Origin of the sequence: Streptomyces sp. NPDC088707, from assembly GCF_044752725.1 — a bacterium.
Lineage (GTDB): Bacteria > Actinomycetota > Actinomycetes > Streptomycetales > Streptomycetaceae > Streptomyces.
In genome coordinates this window covers 1,544,284-1,558,509 of record NZ_JBIVLV010000001.1, presented here as the reverse complement: position 1 = coordinate 1,558,509, position 14,226 = coordinate 1,544,284, and the positions used below count along the sequence as shown (strand labels likewise).

Genomic DNA, 14,226 nt, shown 5'->3' with positions numbered 1-14,226 from the left:
GCGGAGGGCGCTCCGGTTCAAGGGCGGGGCGGCGGTCCGGCCGGTGGGCTGCACGACGAGCCGATCGTCGGCCGCCGCTGCCCCGGCGGTCCGTCCGCCGGGCGCGGTGCCCGGCTGCCGTGGCCCGGTTGCCGTGGCCCGGCAACGACCGCCGCCCGACCGCCGCGCGGCTGTCGGCCCTACCGCCTCCGCGTTCCGCCCGTACCCGCCCGTGCGCTCCGGCTCCCCCCCCGCAACCGACCGCCAGGTCCGAGGAGGCCCCATGAGTACGCCCGCCGCGCCCGCGCCGAGCCGCTGGTGGCTCGTGACGGCCGCGGGTCTCGCCGTCTTCGTCGCCCAGCTCGACGCCTCCGTCGTCGGTGTCGCCGCGCCCACCATCCGCTCCGGTCTCGGCACCACCACCGAGATCGTCCAGTGGGTCTCCCTGGCCTACGCCGTCCCGCTCATCGGCCTCAGCCTGTGCGCCGGACGCTGGGTCGACCTGGCGGACCCACGGCGCGCCCTCACCCTGGCGTGCGGCGGCTTCGCCCTCTTCTCCGTCGCCTGCGGGCTCGCCCCGAGCATCGGCTGGCTCATCGCCGCCCGGGCCCTCCAGGGCTGCTTCGCCGTCGTGATGATGGCGCTGACCCCGGTCCTCGCCACGGTCGCCGTCGCCCCCGAGGCGCGCGGCCGCGCCTTCGGCCTCGTCATGCTCTTCGGCACGCTCGGCGGCCTCGCCGGTCCCGTCCTCGGCGGCCAGATCGTCGAACACGCCGACTGGCCCTGGATCTTCTACCTCGGCGTCCCCGCCGCCGCGCTCGTCATCGCCCTGGCCGCCCGCGAACTCCCCAAGGGGGAGCGGCTGCCCTGGCCGGAGCGCCGCTGGCTGGTCGAGGCGCTCACCCTGGGCGGCGCCGCCGTCGCCGTACTCCTCGGCCTCACCTCCGCGGTCGACCGAGGCGCGGCCTGGGGGCAGTTGGCCCTTCTCGCGGTGCCCCTGGTCATCGCCTGGAGCCGGCAGAGGGAGTCCGCCGCGGTGCGCGGCCTCGTCGGGTCGCCGGGCGTCCTCGGGCCCCATCTGGCCCTGATCCTGGCCTACCTCGGCATCTTCCTGATCATGTTCATGGTGCCGTTCCTGCTCCAGGACACCCTCGGCGTCACGGCCGGCACGACCGGGCTCGCCCTGATCGCGCTCGCCGTCTCCACGGCCGTCGCCGGACTCCTCGGCGGCCGGGCCGCCGACCGGCTCGGAGCCAGGGGCGTGGCGCTGACCGGGGCCCTCCTGACGACCGCGGGCGCCGCCCTGATGCTGACCGTCGACGGCTCCTCGGGGGCCGGTTCCCTGGCCTGGCGGCTCGCCGTCCTCGGCTTCGGATTCGGCCTGTTCAACGGCCAGAACCAGGTGCTCGCCATGGGCAACACACCGCCCGACCGGCTCGGCATGACAGCCGGCACCACCAACCTCGTCCGCCAGCTGGGCGTCGCCTTCGGCTCCGCCCTCGGCGCCCTCGTCTGGACCACCGCCGACAGCGGCACCGCCGGCTTCCGGCTCGGCGCCGGGGTCGGCACGCTGCTCGTAGCCGGGGTCGCCGTCACGGTCCTGGTCGCCGTGCGGGCGCCCGAACCGGCCGGGAGGACGCCCGTCGAGACCCCGGCTTGAGTCACCTTCGAGTCTTCTGTGGCACAACCTCCGAGAACCAGCGAGCTCCTGAAAAGGAAGACGTCATGTCGAACACAGAGCTGATCACCCCCGTCGCCGGCGAGCCCGGCGACTACAACATCCCCGTCGTGCAGGAGTTCCGGACGAACGGAGGCAAGGTCGGCGGCATGTTCGAGGGCGCGCCGCTCGTCCTCCTCACCCACACCGGGGCCAAGAGCGGCCGTCGCCGCGTCTGCCCCGTCATGTACGTGGAGGAGGACGGCCGCACCCTCGTCTTCGCCACCAACGCCGGCGGCCCCCAGAACCCCTCCTGGTACCACAACGTCCTGGTCAACTCCGAGGTGACCGTGGAGACCGGCACCGAGGTCTACCGGGCCACCGCCGTCGTCGTCGAGGGCGCCGAGCGCGACCGGCTCTACGCCGAGTCCGCGGAGAAGGTCCCGGCCCTCGCCGACTACCAGTCCAAGACCGAGCGCCGCATCCCCGTCGTCGCCGTGCGGCGCCTGGCGGACTGATGCGGTACACACTGCTGGGCAGGACCGGGGTGCGGATATCGGAGATCGCCCTCGGCACCCTCACCTTCGGCGACGACTGGAAGCTGCCGAGGACCACCCTCGCCGGCATCCTCGACCGGTACGCCGAGGCCGGAGGCAATGTCCTCGACACGGCCAACGAGTACGGCCGGGGCTCCGCCGAGACCACCCTCGGCGAGCTGCTGGCCGGTCGGCGGGACGAGTTCGTCCTCTCCACCAAGTACACGATGCAGATGCGGCCGGGCGACCCCAACTCGGCGGGCAACCACCGCAAGAACCTGGTCGCCTCGCTCGACGCCTCGCTGCGCCGGCTCGGCACCGACCGCATCGACCTGCTGTGGGTGCACGCCCGTGACACCCTCACCCCGGTCCCCGAGGTGATGCGCGCCCTGGACGACCAGGTCCGCGCCGGCAAGGTGCTCTACGTGGGCGTCTCCGACTGGCCGGCCTGGGAGGTGGCCCAGGCCAACACCCTCGCGGAGCTGCGCGGCTGGTCCGCGTTCGCCGGGCTCCAGATCCGCTACAACCTCCTGGAGCGCACCCCTGAGCGCGAACTGCTCCCCATGGCGCACGCCTTCGACCTGCCGGTGCTCGCCTGGGGGCCGCTCGCCGACGGGCGGCTCACCGGCAAGTACCTGGCCGGCGAGCCGGGCCGGCTCGACCACGTGCCCTGGGGCGAGGGGCGGGGACCCGGCGACGAGATCGTCGAGAAGGTCGTACGGATCGCCAAGGAGGGCGGCTGGAGCCCGGCCCGGGTGGCGCTCGCCTGGCTCCGCTCACGGCCCGGCACGGTCGTGCCGCTGATCGGCGCCACCAAGGAGTCCCAGCTCGTCGACAACCTCGCCGCCTGCGAGGTCTCCCTGGACGCGGCCCACCTGGCGGAGCTGGAGGAGGCCAGCCGGATCCCGGCCGGCTTCCCGCACGACTTCCTCCGCTTCCCGGCGATGACCGACGCCATCTACGGCGACCGCTGGCGGGAGACGGACGACCGCCGCACCACGGTGCGCCGGGCCGTCGCCGACGACCTGTTCGGCGGCTGACCCGCCGGCGCTGCACGGCGAAGGGCCGGACCCGCTCTCCCGCGGGTCCGGCCCTTCGCCGCTAACGGCGGTCAGTCCTCCGGCTTGACGTTCACCGTGTCCGACAGGTCGACCCGGGCGACGACCTGCTCGATCTTCACCCGGACCACGACCCCGTTCGGGATGGTGAAGCGGTCGGAGAACTCCTCCTCGCGCGCCTGGCCGTGGTACCGGCCGCCGATCCGGGCGGTCCAGCGGCGCAGCTCGTCCACGTTCTCGTCGAGCGTCGCCCGGCCCCGCACGAGCACGAAGGAGAACGGGGGCCGCTCGTCGTCCCAGAGCAGCGCGATCCGCCCGTCCCGCAGGAGCGAGCGGCCCTTCACGCTGTCCTTCTGCATCGTGTAGACGATCTCGTCGCCGTCGAGGATCACCCCGACCGGCACGACGTGCGGGCTGCCGTCCTTGCGTACGACGGCGGCCTTCGCCGTCCGCGGCGGGTCCGCCATGATGAACTCGCGCCACCAGCCCTCGGGGGCGTCCTTGTACGTGGGCATGCCGATCCTCCTCGACTCTCTTCGTCCGGTGTTCCGTTCAGCCGCGGCGCCAGGTCAGGACGCGCCGCCGGGGGCGTCCGCCCACCTGCGCCGTCCCGCCGAGCGTGAGCAGGTCGCCGGCCAGGGACACGTCCCGCAGCTGGGTGGTGCCCCTCATGTGCGCGTGCGAGCTGACGTCTGTCTCGTGGACCATCACTCCGTCCGCCAGCCGCCAGCGGCCCGCGTACCCCATGAAGGAGTCACCGGAAGGCGGGGCGTCCTTCCGTCCCATGCTGACCGACATGTGACCGGTGGGGCTGTAGAGCAGCAGCCCGCTCGGCGCGGGGCCGAGCGGGCCCTCCGTGGTGCCGCCCGCGCCGTCCACGTCCAGATACGAGACGAGGGTCCAGGCCCCGACGACGTCGACCGCCCTGACGGCGTCCCCCGGCCCGAGGGCGTCCCCCGGCCCGGCGGCGTCCCCCGGCCCGGCGGCGTCCACCGGCCCGGCGGCGTCCCCCGGCCCGGCGGCGTCCACCGGCCCGCCGGCGTTCACCGGCCCGCCGGGACGGCGGAGACGGTGAACCGGCGGACGTTCAGCGCCGCGCCCTGGCCGAACAGCCGGTTGCCCGGCAGGCTCTTGTCGTCCAGGAAGACCTGCGGCCGGCCGCCGCCGTCCGTCGCGCGGTACAGCCCGTCGGCCGTGGTGAGCCGGACGAGCGCCGGGCCGCCGCCCGGCGAGGCGCAGTCGAGCGCGGTGAACATCCCCAGGCCGCCGTTGAGTTGACGAGGTGTCACATCGGTGTCCTCGCCGCCGTGGTCGAGCACGACGTACCGGCGGTCCGGCACCCGGCCGAGGTGCTCGGCGCGGTGCCGCTCCTCGCCGTCGACGAGCCAGCGCACCCGGCCCGCGGAGCGGTCGTACGCGAGGGTCAGCCGGTGGGTGTCGCCCGGCTCCCGGTCGCCGACCGGGACCACGGCCGTGAAGGCGGCGTACCCGCCGAGGTGCGGGCGCAGCATGGGGAGCCGCTCGTGCACCGCGTAGATGCGCCGGTCGGTGACGAAGAAGTCGAAGGCGAGGCCGGTCTCGACGTCGGCGGCGTTCATCGCCGCCGTCGCCAGTCGGAAGTCGGCCCGGGGCTCCTCGACCGCCGTGCCGAAGGGGTGACCCCCGGTGCCGTACGTACGGGCCGAGAGCCAGGCGTCGAAGCGGAGTTCACCGTCCTCGGGAGCCCCGAAACCGGGCAGCCCGCCCGGGGTCGTGACGTCCGCGTAGACCAGCCACTTGACGGCGTCCAGGGCGCCGGGCAGCGCGCCGGGCGCGTCCTCCTGCCCGAGGGTGTTGGCGAACGCCGGCTCCCCGGTCACCGGGTGGGTGGCCCGGGCGGTCACCTTGAGCCCCTCCGACGGCGTGACGTGGATGTCGGCGTCGTCCGGCACGAAGGGGCCCAGGGTCATCGGCGCCCAGCGGCCCGCGGTGGCCGCCGGGTCCTGGAAGTCGTCCTCCCACAGCGGGGTCATCGCCGGTTCCTGACGCTCGACACGACGAGGTTCTTCATCCGGAACTCGCCGCCCTGCCCGTAGATCCGGCTGGTCTCGGCGCTCCGCTCGTCGACGAAGGACTCCTGGCGCGGTTCGCCGACCGACGGCTCGAAGTAGTTCGTCTGGACGGAGAGCCGGACGAGACCCTTGCCCGTCGGGTACGAGCCGTCGAGCAGGGACAGCAGCCCCATCCCGCAGTTGAGCTGGCGCGGCGCGACCCGGCCCTCGACACCGCCCTCGTCGAGCGTCAGCGTCCTGCGGTCCAGACGGAAGCCGATGCGGTCGACGCGCAGCACCTCCCGGCCGTCGATCAGCCAGCGGACGAGACCCGCGGAACGGTCGTAGGCGATCTTGAGCCGGTGGACGGCGCCCGGCCTGCGGGTCGCCAGCGGCACCGTGTGGGCGAACGAGGCGTAGTCGCCCAGCGTCGCCCGCCCGAACGTCGGCCGTCCGTAGAAGGCGTAGATGCGCTTGTTGGTGACGACGAAGTCGAAGGCGGTCGACGTCTCGTTGTCGATGGTGTTCAGCATCACCGAGGCGAGCCGGGGATCGTCCTCGCCGTCCGCGACCGCGTCGCCGAAGGGATGGCCGGCGGTTCCGTAGGTGCGGCCGGACAGCGTGGTCTCGCAGGACAGCACCTGGCCGGGCACCGCGTCGAAGCCCGGGAAGCCGTGCGAGGAGGTGTGGCTGGTGTAGGCGAGCCACTTGGCGTGGTCGCCGGAGCCGGGCGCCCCGCTCGGGGTGGTCTGCGGGATCGTCTGGGTGAACGCGGGCTCGCCGGTACGGGGGTTGACGCCCCGTGAGCGCACCCGCAGGCCGCGGCCCGAGGTGGTGACGATCCCGTCGTCGGCCCTGTAGCCGCCGCCCGCGACCTGGAACCAGGGGGCGTCCGCGCCCGTGGTGCGGAAGCCGTGCCGGAAGTCGTCCCAGACGACCCGGTAGGGGCGCGGGCCGCCCTTCGCGGTCTCCGCCGCGCCCGCCGGGGCGGAGGGCGCGGCCAGGGTGGCCGCGCTCAGCGCGGCACTCAGGAGCAGTGTGGTGAGGATGCGCTTGCGCGCCATGACGGACCCTTCTGGAGGTTCTTCGGATTCACGGCCGCCCGGGGAGGATTCACGCCCGTCCGGGCGGGGGGCATGCCGGTCCGGGCAGGCTGCGCGCCCGTCCGGACCCGGTCGGAGGGCTCACGGCCGGCCGAGGACGGCCGCCGCGATCTCCGCGGGGCTGTGCACCACGGTGTGCGCGCCGGCCCGGGTCAGCTCCGCGGCCCCGGTCACCCCGTACGAGACGCCGACCACCCGCATCCCCGCGGCCCGCCCCATCTCCACGTCGGGCAGCCCGTCGCCCACGACCACACAGGAGGCCGGGTCGACGGAGAGCACCGAGGCGAGATGCAGCGCCATGTCGGGGTGCGGCTTGCCGCGGGCCGCCGTGTCGTCGCCGGCGAGGGCGTCGAAGCGGTCGTCGACACCGGTCAGTCTCACGATCGCGGCGGCCGCCGCGTACACCTTCGAGGTGGCCACGGCCAGCGCGAGCCCCTCGTCCCGCAGTCGGTCGAGCAGCGCGGCCACGCCGGGATACAGCAGGTCGGGCCCGGCGGCACGCACATGCTCGCCGAAGCGACGGCCGTACTCCGCCCTCGCGTCCCGGACGACCGGATCCTCGGCGGGCAGCCCGGTCAGTCGCGCCAGGCTCCGGTCGAGCGGCCGGCCCACGGTGGCCCGGACCTCGTCCTCGCCGGGCGAGAAGCCGTGCCCTGCGAGGACCTCGACGGTGAGCCGGGCGATGACGCCAGGGGTGTCGGCCAGGGTGCCGTCCAGGTCGAACAGGACGGCACGCACCGGACCGGTCACCGGCCGCCCGTCCGCACCTTGCTCAGCTCGACGGCGAACTCGCCCGCCACCCGCGCCGTGCTGAGCAGCAGCGAGCGGCCCGCCGCCGCGATCGACCCACCGGTCGACCGCGCCACCGCCTTCATCAGATACGGGCTGATGGCGTTCCCCACCACCCCGTCCCGGTCGGCCTGTTCAAGCGCCTCGGCGATGACCCGCTCCAGCTCCTCGCCGTCGAGCGCGTCCTCGCGCGCGATCGGGGAGGTGAGCAGCACCGTGGAGTCGCCGTTGACCTCCCAGTGGAAGTCGACCGCGCGGGCGGCGACCGCCAGGTCGTCGACCCGGGTCACCGGCACGTCGGCCTCGCGCACCACGAAGGCGGGCAGCCGGTCGGTGCCGTAGCCGAACACCGGTACGCCGGCGGTCTCCAGGTACTCGGCCGTCAGCTTCGCGTCCAGGATGGACTTGGCGCCGCCCGAGACGACCGTGATCCGGGTACGGGTGAACTGCAGCAGGTCCGCCGAGATGTCGAAGGACTCCTGCGCGCGCCGGTGCACACCGCCGATGCCGGCGGTGGTGAACACCTCGATCCCGGCCCGCTCGGCGATGACGATCGTGCCGGCCACCGTGGTGGCGCCGAGACCGCCGCCGGCCAGCGCCGGACCGAGGTCCCGCGCACTGATCTTGGGGATGCCCTTCGTCGTGGCGAACCGCTCGATCACGGACTCGTCCATACCGACCACGAAACGCCCGCCGGCCACACCGACCGTCGCGGGGACCGCACCCGTGTCCCGGACCGCCTTCTCGATGAGCGAGGCGGTCTCGGACGACGGGTCGGTGGTGATGAGGGAGGACTCCAGGGCGACCACAGGGCGCCGCTCCGCGAGCGCGGTGGCGACCTCGTCGCTGACCTCGAGCAACGAATCCATACCGGGTTCCTCTCCGTGTCTCTCCGTACCTCCGGGACTGACGGTGCTCAGGCTCGGCCCGCACCCTCGAAGCCCGGTCGAGTGCACGTCGAGCGCCCTCTCGAGCGAAATTCAGGGGCCGCTGCCCAGGATGTGCCGGACATCCACGCACCTCACGGGAGATGACATGGCACGACGGATCAGAAGCAGGGCGGCCGCCGCCGCCGCGGCGGCGGCGCTGGTCGCGCTGGTGTTCAACCCGGCGGCCCAGGCGAAGGACCGGGGCGTGCGGACGCTCCTCTCCGACGACTTCCGCACCGGTTTCGACACCACGAACACCTGGCAGATCCTGGGCGAGGCCGGCGGCGAGTTCCCGCAGGGCGACGGTGTCGTCACCACCTCGGCCGAGGGGCTCGACGTCACCCCGGCCGGCCGGAACGCCGTCACCGGCGAGCCCGCCTTCCGCACCACCACCGGCCAGCAGGACGACGGCGGACACGGCAGCGGCGACCACGGCAAGTGGCTCGCCTTCCCGCGCGCCACCGCCAGCTCCGGCACCCCCGGCTTCGACGTCCCGGCGACCGGCGCCCTCACCTGCACGACCCGGGTGAGCGGCCGGACCTACGGCACCGATCGGCACCCCTTCGGCGCCGCCGTGGCCCATCCGGACACCGACGTCCGGCTCGCCTCCGCCGCCGTGGTCACCGCCGACTTCGACACCAAGGCGATCTTCGACTTCTCGGTGATCAACAACCGGATCTTCGCCATCTACGAGCGGCTGCCCGAGGCCGGCAAGACCTACGCCGCCTACTCGTACGCGATCCCGGTCGCCGAGCGCACCCCCGGCGAGTACGCCACGCTCCAGGTCAGGCTGGAGGGCGGCGGCACCCGGGTCAGCTGGAAGGTCAACGGGAAGACCGTGCTGTCCACGGACCGCATCGGCACCCGTGCCTTCGACCGCAAGTACATGATCCTGGACCACGGCGGCACCGAGGAGCGCCTCAAGCTGAAGCAGCTGACCTGCGGCTTCGGTCTGTTCACCGTCCTCGACGCGGCCGCGGGCCCGCAGGGCAAGGCGCTGGTGAGGCTCGACTCCACGCCGGACTTCTACTACGCGCCCCGGGTCGGCTCGCCCACGCCGCAGACCTTCGTCGACGAGGAGAGCCGGCCGGAGAGCCGCTTGTGGGGCCAGGGCGCGTCGATCGACGTGCGGTACGCGCGGATAGCCCGGGAGAACTGACCCGGCCCACCGACGAGCGGGTCGCGGCAGCGGTGGGGACGGCCGCCGCGACCCGCTCACCCCACGGCGTGCTGCAGGAAGTCCCCGGCCGCGGTGGTCTCCAGGCTCTCCAGGCGGGGATCGCCGGCGAGCACCGCCTGGTGCAGCTTCTGCAGCCGCGGCGAGGGATCGACGCCCAGCTCGTCCACGAGCGTCTCGCGCAGATGCTGGTACGCCTCCAGCGCACGCCAGGCGTGACCGGAGCGGTACAGGGCGAGCATCAGCTGGCCGCGCAGGTTCTCGTGCAGCGGCTGCTGGGACACGAGCATCCGGAGCTCGCCCACCAGGGCCGTGTGCCGGCCGAGCCGGAGGTCCGCCTCGATCCGCAACTCCTGGGCCCGGGTGCGGGCCTCGTCCATGCCCAGCACCTCGGTGGCCAGGACCCGGCCCATGGGAACGTCGACGAGCGCGGGGCCGCGCCACAGGGCGAGGGCCTGCCGCAGACTGGCGGCGGCCGCCCTGGCGTCGTCCTCGGCGAGCCGGGCGTCGCCCCGGGCCACCAGATCGTGGAAGTCGGTCATGTCGCAGTGCACCGGGCGGGCGGTCAGACGGTAGCCGCCGAAGCTCGTGGCCAGCACGTCCTTGGCGGAGGCCGCGGCGTCAGGACCGAGGGCCCTGGCGATGCGCCGCCGCACCTGGAGGATGTAGGTCTGCAGGGTGGTGTTGGCGCTGCGCGGAATGGCATCACCCCACACCTCGTCCATGAGCGTGGCGACCGGCACGACGGAGCCGGCCCGCAGGGCGAGGAGCGTGAGGATCTGACGGGGTTTGCCGGCGGTTGGAACGATGGACTCGCCGGACATCCGTACGTCCAGGGGTCCCAGTATTTCGATGTCCATGCTCTTCCTCCGCAGGGGAATGGGGCACGAGGAGCATCGCACGGAGAAAGCCCGCCGCCCCAGTGCCTGATTCACGGCCCCGGGTATGAAGCCTTCATACCCCGTCAGAGGGGTGAGGAATTCATGGCGCAGGCCGTGACGGGGACACTGGTCCCACCGTGTCGCCCGCCGGAAGAATCGCTGCCATCGGTGCCGTCCCCGGCATCCTCCGAGCGCGTCCGACAATTAACGGAGAATTATCATGGACAGAAATTCAGGCACCTTCAAGGGTGTTATCTCCGCGAACTCGGTTCCTGACACCTCCGGTCTTCGGATCGACCACCTCGACCGCCCCGGCGACGAGGCCGTCGCCCTCGTCACCTTCACGTGGGGCCCGGTCCCCGGTCACGACGGTGCTCCGGCCGGCGTGTGACGACCCCGACGGCGGACGGCACCACTCCCCGACCCCTGGGCTTCAAGCGCCACCTGAGGGTCGAGGTGGTGCCCGACGACGCCACCTACCTGCTGTCCGAGCGCGAGGTGACGGCCCTGAGAGCCCCCGGTCTCGAGGCCCTCGCCCCGCTCCTGGACGGCACCCGTGATCTGGCCGCTCTGCAGCGAGAGCTGACGACGGCCCTCACGGGGGACGAGGTCGCCACCCTGGTGGCGGCCCTGCGGCGGGCGGGCCTGGTCGACGACCGGCCCGCCCGCGGCTCCGCGCCCGCCCCGGAGCAGGCGGCCTACTGGGACCTGGCGGGAGTGACGGCCGACGGAACCCCGGCCGCGGTCGCCGTCCTCGCCGTGGCCGGCGCGGACGACCGAGGGCTGCGGGAGGCCCTCCGTACCGCGGGACTGACGGTGAGCGACACCGACGGGGGAGCGACCGCCGAAGGAAACGCGGTCGGCCTCCTCGTCGTGGTCACCGACGACTACCTCGCACCCGGACTCGCCGAGGTGGACGCACGGTCGAGACGCCTCGGCCTGCCCTGGCTCCTCGCGCGCCCCGACGGTGCCACCGCCTGGCTCGGGCCCGTCCTCCGACCCGGCGAAGGCCCCTGCTGGCACTGTCTCGCCCACCGCCTGCGCCCCCATCGGATCTCTGAGCAGCCTGTGCGCCGGGCCCTCGGACTCGCCGGCCCCGTGCCCAGGCCCCGCGTCTCGCACCCGGCCTTCCGCGGCGCGGCGCTCCAGCTGGTCGCGCTGGAGGCCGCCAAGTGGCTGGCCGGGCACCGCTCCGCAGGACAGTCCGCCGTCCGCACCCTCGACGGACTGGCCCTCAGCACCGCCGACCACGCCGTCGAGCGGCGCCCGCAGTGCCCGTCCTGCGGGGACCCGGGCCTCGTCGCGGCGCTGGCCCGGCGCCCGGTCGAGCCGCGCTCCCGACCGAAGGCGGCGTTCAGCGGCGGCGGTCACCGCGCCCTCGGCCCCCAGGAGGTCCTTGACCGCTGGGGGCATCTGGTGAGCCCGGTGACCGGTGTGGTCAAGGAGATCCGCCGGGACACCCGGGCGCCCTCCTTCCTCCACTGCTACACCTCCGGCCGCAACCTGGCGCTCGGCGGCTCCCGTCTCGCCGAACTCCGCGCGGGCCTGCGGGCGGTGAGCGGTGGCAAGGGGACGACGGCCCTGGAGGCCGAGGTCAGCGCGCTGTGCGAGGCGCTCGAACGGTACTCGGGCACGCTCCAGGGCGACGAGGCCCGGGTGCGGGACAGCGCCCGCGCGCTGGGCGACGAGGCCGTCACCCCGGACCGCATGCTGCTCTTCGACCCCCGCCAGTACCGCGACCGGCACGACTGGAACGCCCGGCAGGGCGCGTTCCAGCAGATCCCCGAGCCCTTCGACCCCGCGGCGCCGGTGGACTGGACGCCCGTCTGGTCCCTCACCGAGCGGCGTCACCGCCTGCTGCCGACCGGACTCCTCTACTTCGACCCCGGTATGGAGGCCGGGGTGGCGCCCGTCGCCGGGAGCGCTTCGGTCCGCGCCGACTCCAACGGCAGCGCGGCCGGCAGCAGCCTGGAGGACGCGGTCCTCCAGGGCTTCCTCGAGGTCGTCGAGCGGGACGCGGTCGCACTGTGGTGGTACAACCGCACCCGGATGCCCGCCGTCGACATCGCCTCGTTCGGAGACCGGTGGGCCGAGGAACTGATCGGCGTCTACCGGGAGCTGCGCCGCGAGGTCTGGGCCCTCGACCTCACCTCGGACTTCGGCGTCCCGGTCTTCGCCGCACTGTCCAGGCGTACCGACAAGAGGTCCGAGGACATCATGTTCGGCTTCGGGGCCCACCGCGACCCGCACATCGCGCTGCGCCGGGCCCTCACGGAGATGAACCAGCTGATGCCGGCCGTGGCCGGGGCGGGGGAGGGGGAGGGATACGCGGTGCGGGACCCGGAACTCCTGCGCTGGTGGGGCGGAGCGACGGTGGCCGGCCAGCCGTACCTGCTCCCCGACCGCCACGCGGAACCGGCCCGTCCAGGGGCGTTTCCCGCCATTCGCACGACGGATCTTCGGGCGGACGTGACATGGGCCGAGGAAACCGTCCGGGCCAGGGGCATGGATCTTCTCGTCCTCGACCAGACCCGTCCGGATATCGGATTGCCGGTGGTGAAAGTCGTGGTCCCCGGAATGAGACATTTCTGGGCCCGTTTCGCACCAGGTCGTCTTTTCGACGTCCCCGTGTCGCTCGGCAGGCTGTCCGAACCGACCCGATTCGAGGAACTCAATCCGATTCCTCTGTTTGTTTGACTTCGATCGCCCGGCTGTCATCCCGGGTGATCGACGTGTCGCCGCCCGGCGGAGGGGGGTCACGGAGCGCTCGAAATCCGTAACCTCCCTTCAATCGCGGGGGCTTAGGCTTTCGACCGGAAACACCATCGAGTCGAGGGGGCGACATGATCGGCGGCCACAGGCGGTCCGGGGGAGACGTGAGCGGGGAGCCGCCGGCGACCAGATGGCAGCACCTGCCGCAGCGCCTCGCCATCGGCATGCTGATGGCGGTGCTGACCGGTTTCGGGGTGATGGGGATGCTCAACATCCTCGACGCCCACCAGAGCGAGGGGGTCCTGGGCGCCTCACTGGCGACCTTCGGCTGCCTCTTCTTACTCCAGCTGTTCCACTCCGCACAGCGCACCCGGGCGCTGCGGGAGCGGTACGGCAGACTCACGCTCGGACTCCAGGCGGTCCTCACCTTCGGCCCGCTGCCCCTCTACGGAGTGATGTGGGGCGGCATGGCGGGCTTCCTCGCCGGCTCGATCCTGCTCCTGGTGCGCGGGAGGCTGGCCTGGGTCCTCTTCGTCTCGGTCGCCCTCGTCAACGGGGGGAGCGCCCTCGCCTCCGGCTACGGTCCGGTCGACCTCACGTACATCGTGATCTCCACCCTGCTGACCGGGCTGATCGTCTTCTGCCTCTCCCGGCTGGTCGACCTCATCATCGAACTCGAACGCAAGCGCGCCGAGTCCGCCTGGCTCGCCGCCACGGAGGAACGCCTCCGCATCGCCCGCGACCTGCACGACCTCCTCGGCTACAGCCTCTCCGCGATCACGCTCAAGAGCGAGCTCGTCCACCGGCTCATCGGCCTGCACGACGACCGCGCCCGGGACGAGATCGTCGAGGTGCTCGACATCTCCCGGGAGGCCCTCGCCGACGTCCGGACCGTGGCGCGCGGCTACCGCGACATGGTGTTCGACGACGAACTCGTCGCCGTCCAGAAGGTCCTGACCACCGCCGACGTGGACGTCACGGTCGAGAAGTCGTTCGTCGGAGAACTGGGGAAGCGGCGGGAGGCGGTCCTCGCCACCGTCCTGCGCGAGGCCGTCACCAACATGCTGCGGCACTCCACGGTCCGGCACTGCCGGATCTCCCTGCGCCGGCGCAGGGGGGCCGTCACCCTCACCGTCTCCAACGACGGATCCCACCCGGGCCGCGGACTCGCGGCGGTGCCGTTCGACGGGGGCAACGGCAGCGGTCTCGCCAACCTCGCCGAGCGGCTGGCCGGTGTCGACGGAACGCTCGACTCCTCGCAGGACGGCGAGGGCTGGTTCCATCTGATCGCCGAGTGCCCCGTCGGCAGCCCCGCCGACACCGCCCCGAGGGTGCCGGCCCCGCCGCTGGCCCGGGGCGCCTGCTGAGACGTCCG

Annotated in this window: 14 protein-coding genes; 7 read left to right on the top strand and 7 right to left on the bottom strand. The window is 73.2% G+C overall.

Annotated elements, in window-relative coordinates:
* Window positions 1-262: 262 nt before the first annotated feature.
* The 3 genes from ACIP84_RS06960 to ACIP84_RS06950 all read left to right on the top strand — a co-directional run bounded on the left by ACIP84_RS06960 (window position 263) and on the right by ACIP84_RS06950 (window position 3,212).
* Window positions 263-1,639, top strand: a complete 1,377-nt coding sequence (locus tag ACIP84_RS06960) for an MFS transporter (protein WP_401795390.1) — start codon at window positions 263-265, stop codon at window positions 1,637-1,639.
* A 65-nt stretch (window positions 1,640-1,704) separates the two neighbouring features.
* A complete protein-coding gene (locus ACIP84_RS06955; protein ID WP_209497617.1) occupies window positions 1,705-2,154 on the top strand; it encodes a nitroreductase family deazaflavin-dependent oxidoreductase in 450 nt (149 codons plus the stop codon).
* The gene (locus ACIP84_RS06950) at window positions 2,154-3,212 is read left to right on the top strand and encodes an aldo/keto reductase (RefSeq protein WP_401795388.1); all 1,059 of its coding nucleotides are present in this window, start codon (window positions 2,154-2,156) and stop codon (window positions 3,210-3,212) included. Before ACIP84_RS06955 ends, ACIP84_RS06950 begins: the two co-directional genes overlap by 1 nt.
* 71 nt (window positions 3,213-3,283) lie before the next feature.
* Here the strand turns inward: ACIP84_RS06950 and ACIP84_RS06945 are convergent, their stop codons facing one another.
* From ACIP84_RS06945 to ACIP84_RS06920, 6 genes are all read right to left on the bottom strand, one after another.
* Window positions 3,284-3,745: a PPOX class F420-dependent oxidoreductase gene (locus ACIP84_RS06945; protein ID WP_401795386.1), complete on the bottom strand. Its 462-nt coding sequence runs from the start codon at window positions 3,743-3,745 to the stop codon at window positions 3,284-3,286.
* 37 nt (window positions 3,746-3,782) lie between these two features.
* The gene (locus tag ACIP84_RS06940) at window positions 3,783-4,277 is read right to left on the bottom strand and encodes a lipocalin-like domain-containing protein (RefSeq protein WP_401795384.1); all 495 of its coding nucleotides are present in this window, start codon (window positions 4,275-4,277) and stop codon (window positions 3,783-3,785) included.
* Entirely contained in the window at window positions 4,274-5,242 is a 969-nt protein-coding gene (locus ACIP84_RS06935; protein WP_401795382.1) for a DUF6081 family protein, read from the bottom strand. The genes ACIP84_RS06940 and ACIP84_RS06935 overlap by 4 nt, the downstream gene beginning before the upstream one ends.
* Window positions 5,239-6,324, bottom strand: a complete 1,086-nt coding sequence (locus ACIP84_RS06930; RefSeq protein ID WP_355958809.1) for a DUF6081 family protein — start codon at window positions 6,322-6,324, stop codon at window positions 5,239-5,241. The genes ACIP84_RS06935 and ACIP84_RS06930 overlap by 4 nt, the downstream gene beginning before the upstream one ends.
* A 120-nt stretch (window positions 6,325-6,444) precedes the next feature.
* Window positions 6,445-7,113 (bottom strand): HAD family hydrolase, encoded by a 669-nt coding sequence (locus tag ACIP84_RS06925; RefSeq protein ID WP_401795378.1) that lies wholly within the window; start codon window positions 7,111-7,113, stop codon window positions 6,445-6,447.
* A complete protein-coding gene (locus ACIP84_RS06920) occupies window positions 7,110-8,021 on the bottom strand; it encodes a pseudouridine-5'-phosphate glycosidase (protein WP_401795375.1) in 912 nt (303 codons plus the stop codon). Before ACIP84_RS06920 ends, ACIP84_RS06925 begins: the two co-directional genes overlap by 4 nt.
* Window positions 8,022-8,187: 166 nt before the next feature.
* On the opposite strand from ACIP84_RS06920, the gene ACIP84_RS06915 reads away from it, so the two are divergent.
* On the top strand, window positions 8,188-9,240 hold the full coding sequence (locus tag ACIP84_RS06915) for a DUF6081 family protein (protein ID WP_401795372.1): 1,053 nt from the start codon (window positions 8,188-8,190) through the stop codon (window positions 9,238-9,240).
* Window positions 9,241-9,296: 56 nt separating this feature from the next.
* Here the strand turns inward: ACIP84_RS06915 and ACIP84_RS06910 are convergent, their stop codons facing one another.
* Window positions 9,297-10,118: a BTAD domain-containing putative transcriptional regulator gene (locus ACIP84_RS06910; protein WP_401795369.1), complete on the bottom strand. Its 822-nt coding sequence runs from the start codon at window positions 10,116-10,118 to the stop codon at window positions 9,297-9,299.
* A gap of 241 nt (window positions 10,119-10,359) precedes the next feature.
* Between ACIP84_RS06910 and ACIP84_RS06905 the strand changes: the two genes are divergently transcribed.
* The 3 genes from ACIP84_RS06905 (at window position 10,360) to ACIP84_RS06895 (ending at window position 14,218) form a co-directional block, all read left to right on the top strand.
* Window positions 10,360-10,530, top strand: a complete 171-nt coding sequence (locus ACIP84_RS06905) for a hypothetical protein (RefSeq protein ID WP_355958817.1) — start codon at window positions 10,360-10,362, stop codon at window positions 10,528-10,530.
* On the top strand, window positions 10,527-12,836 hold the full coding sequence (locus ACIP84_RS06900; RefSeq protein WP_401795366.1) for a TOMM precursor leader peptide-binding protein: 2,310 nt from the start codon (window positions 10,527-10,529) through the stop codon (window positions 12,834-12,836). The genes ACIP84_RS06905 and ACIP84_RS06900 overlap by 4 nt, the downstream gene beginning before the upstream one ends.
* A gap of 179 nt (window positions 12,837-13,015) precedes the next feature.
* A complete protein-coding gene (locus ACIP84_RS06895) occupies window positions 13,016-14,218 on the top strand; it encodes a sensor histidine kinase (RefSeq protein ID WP_401795363.1) in 1,203 nt (400 codons plus the stop codon).
* Window positions 14,219-14,226: the final 8 nt, after the last annotated feature.

Bases quoted from the DNA above. Each gene is read 5' to 3' on its own strand.
- ACIP84_RS06960 (WP_401795390.1), top strand. From the start codon at position 263: ATGAGTACGCCCGCCGCGCCCGCGCCGAGCCGCTGGTGGCTCGTGACG.
- ACIP84_RS06955 (WP_209497617.1), top strand. From the start codon at position 1,705: ATGTCGAACACAGAGCTGATCACCCCCGTCGCCGGCGAGCCCGGCGAC.
- ACIP84_RS06950 (WP_401795388.1), top strand. From the start codon at position 2,154: ATGCGGTACACACTGCTGGGCAGGACCGGGGTGCGGATATCGGAGATC.
- ACIP84_RS06945 (WP_401795386.1), bottom strand. From the start codon at position 3,745: ATGCCCACGTACAAGGACGCCCCCGAGGGCTGGTGGCGCGAGTTCATC.
- ACIP84_RS06935 (WP_401795382.1), bottom strand. From the start codon at position 5,242: ATGACCCCGCTGTGGGAGGACGACTTCCAGGACCCGGCGGCCACCGCG.
- ACIP84_RS06930 (WP_355958809.1), bottom strand. From the start codon at position 6,324: ATGGCGCGCAAGCGCATCCTCACCACACTGCTCCTGAGTGCCGCGCTG.
- ACIP84_RS06920 (WP_401795375.1), bottom strand. From the start codon at position 8,021: ATGGATTCGTTGCTCGAGGTCAGCGACGAGGTCGCCACCGCGCTCGCG.
- ACIP84_RS06915 (WP_401795372.1), top strand. From the start codon at position 8,188: ATGGCACGACGGATCAGAAGCAGGGCGGCCGCCGCCGCCGCGGCGGCG.
- ACIP84_RS06910 (WP_401795369.1), bottom strand. From the start codon at position 10,118: ATGGACATCGAAATACTGGGACCCCTGGACGTACGGATGTCCGGCGAG.
- ACIP84_RS06905 (WP_355958817.1), top strand. From the start codon at position 10,360: ATGGACAGAAATTCAGGCACCTTCAAGGGTGTTATCTCCGCGAACTCG.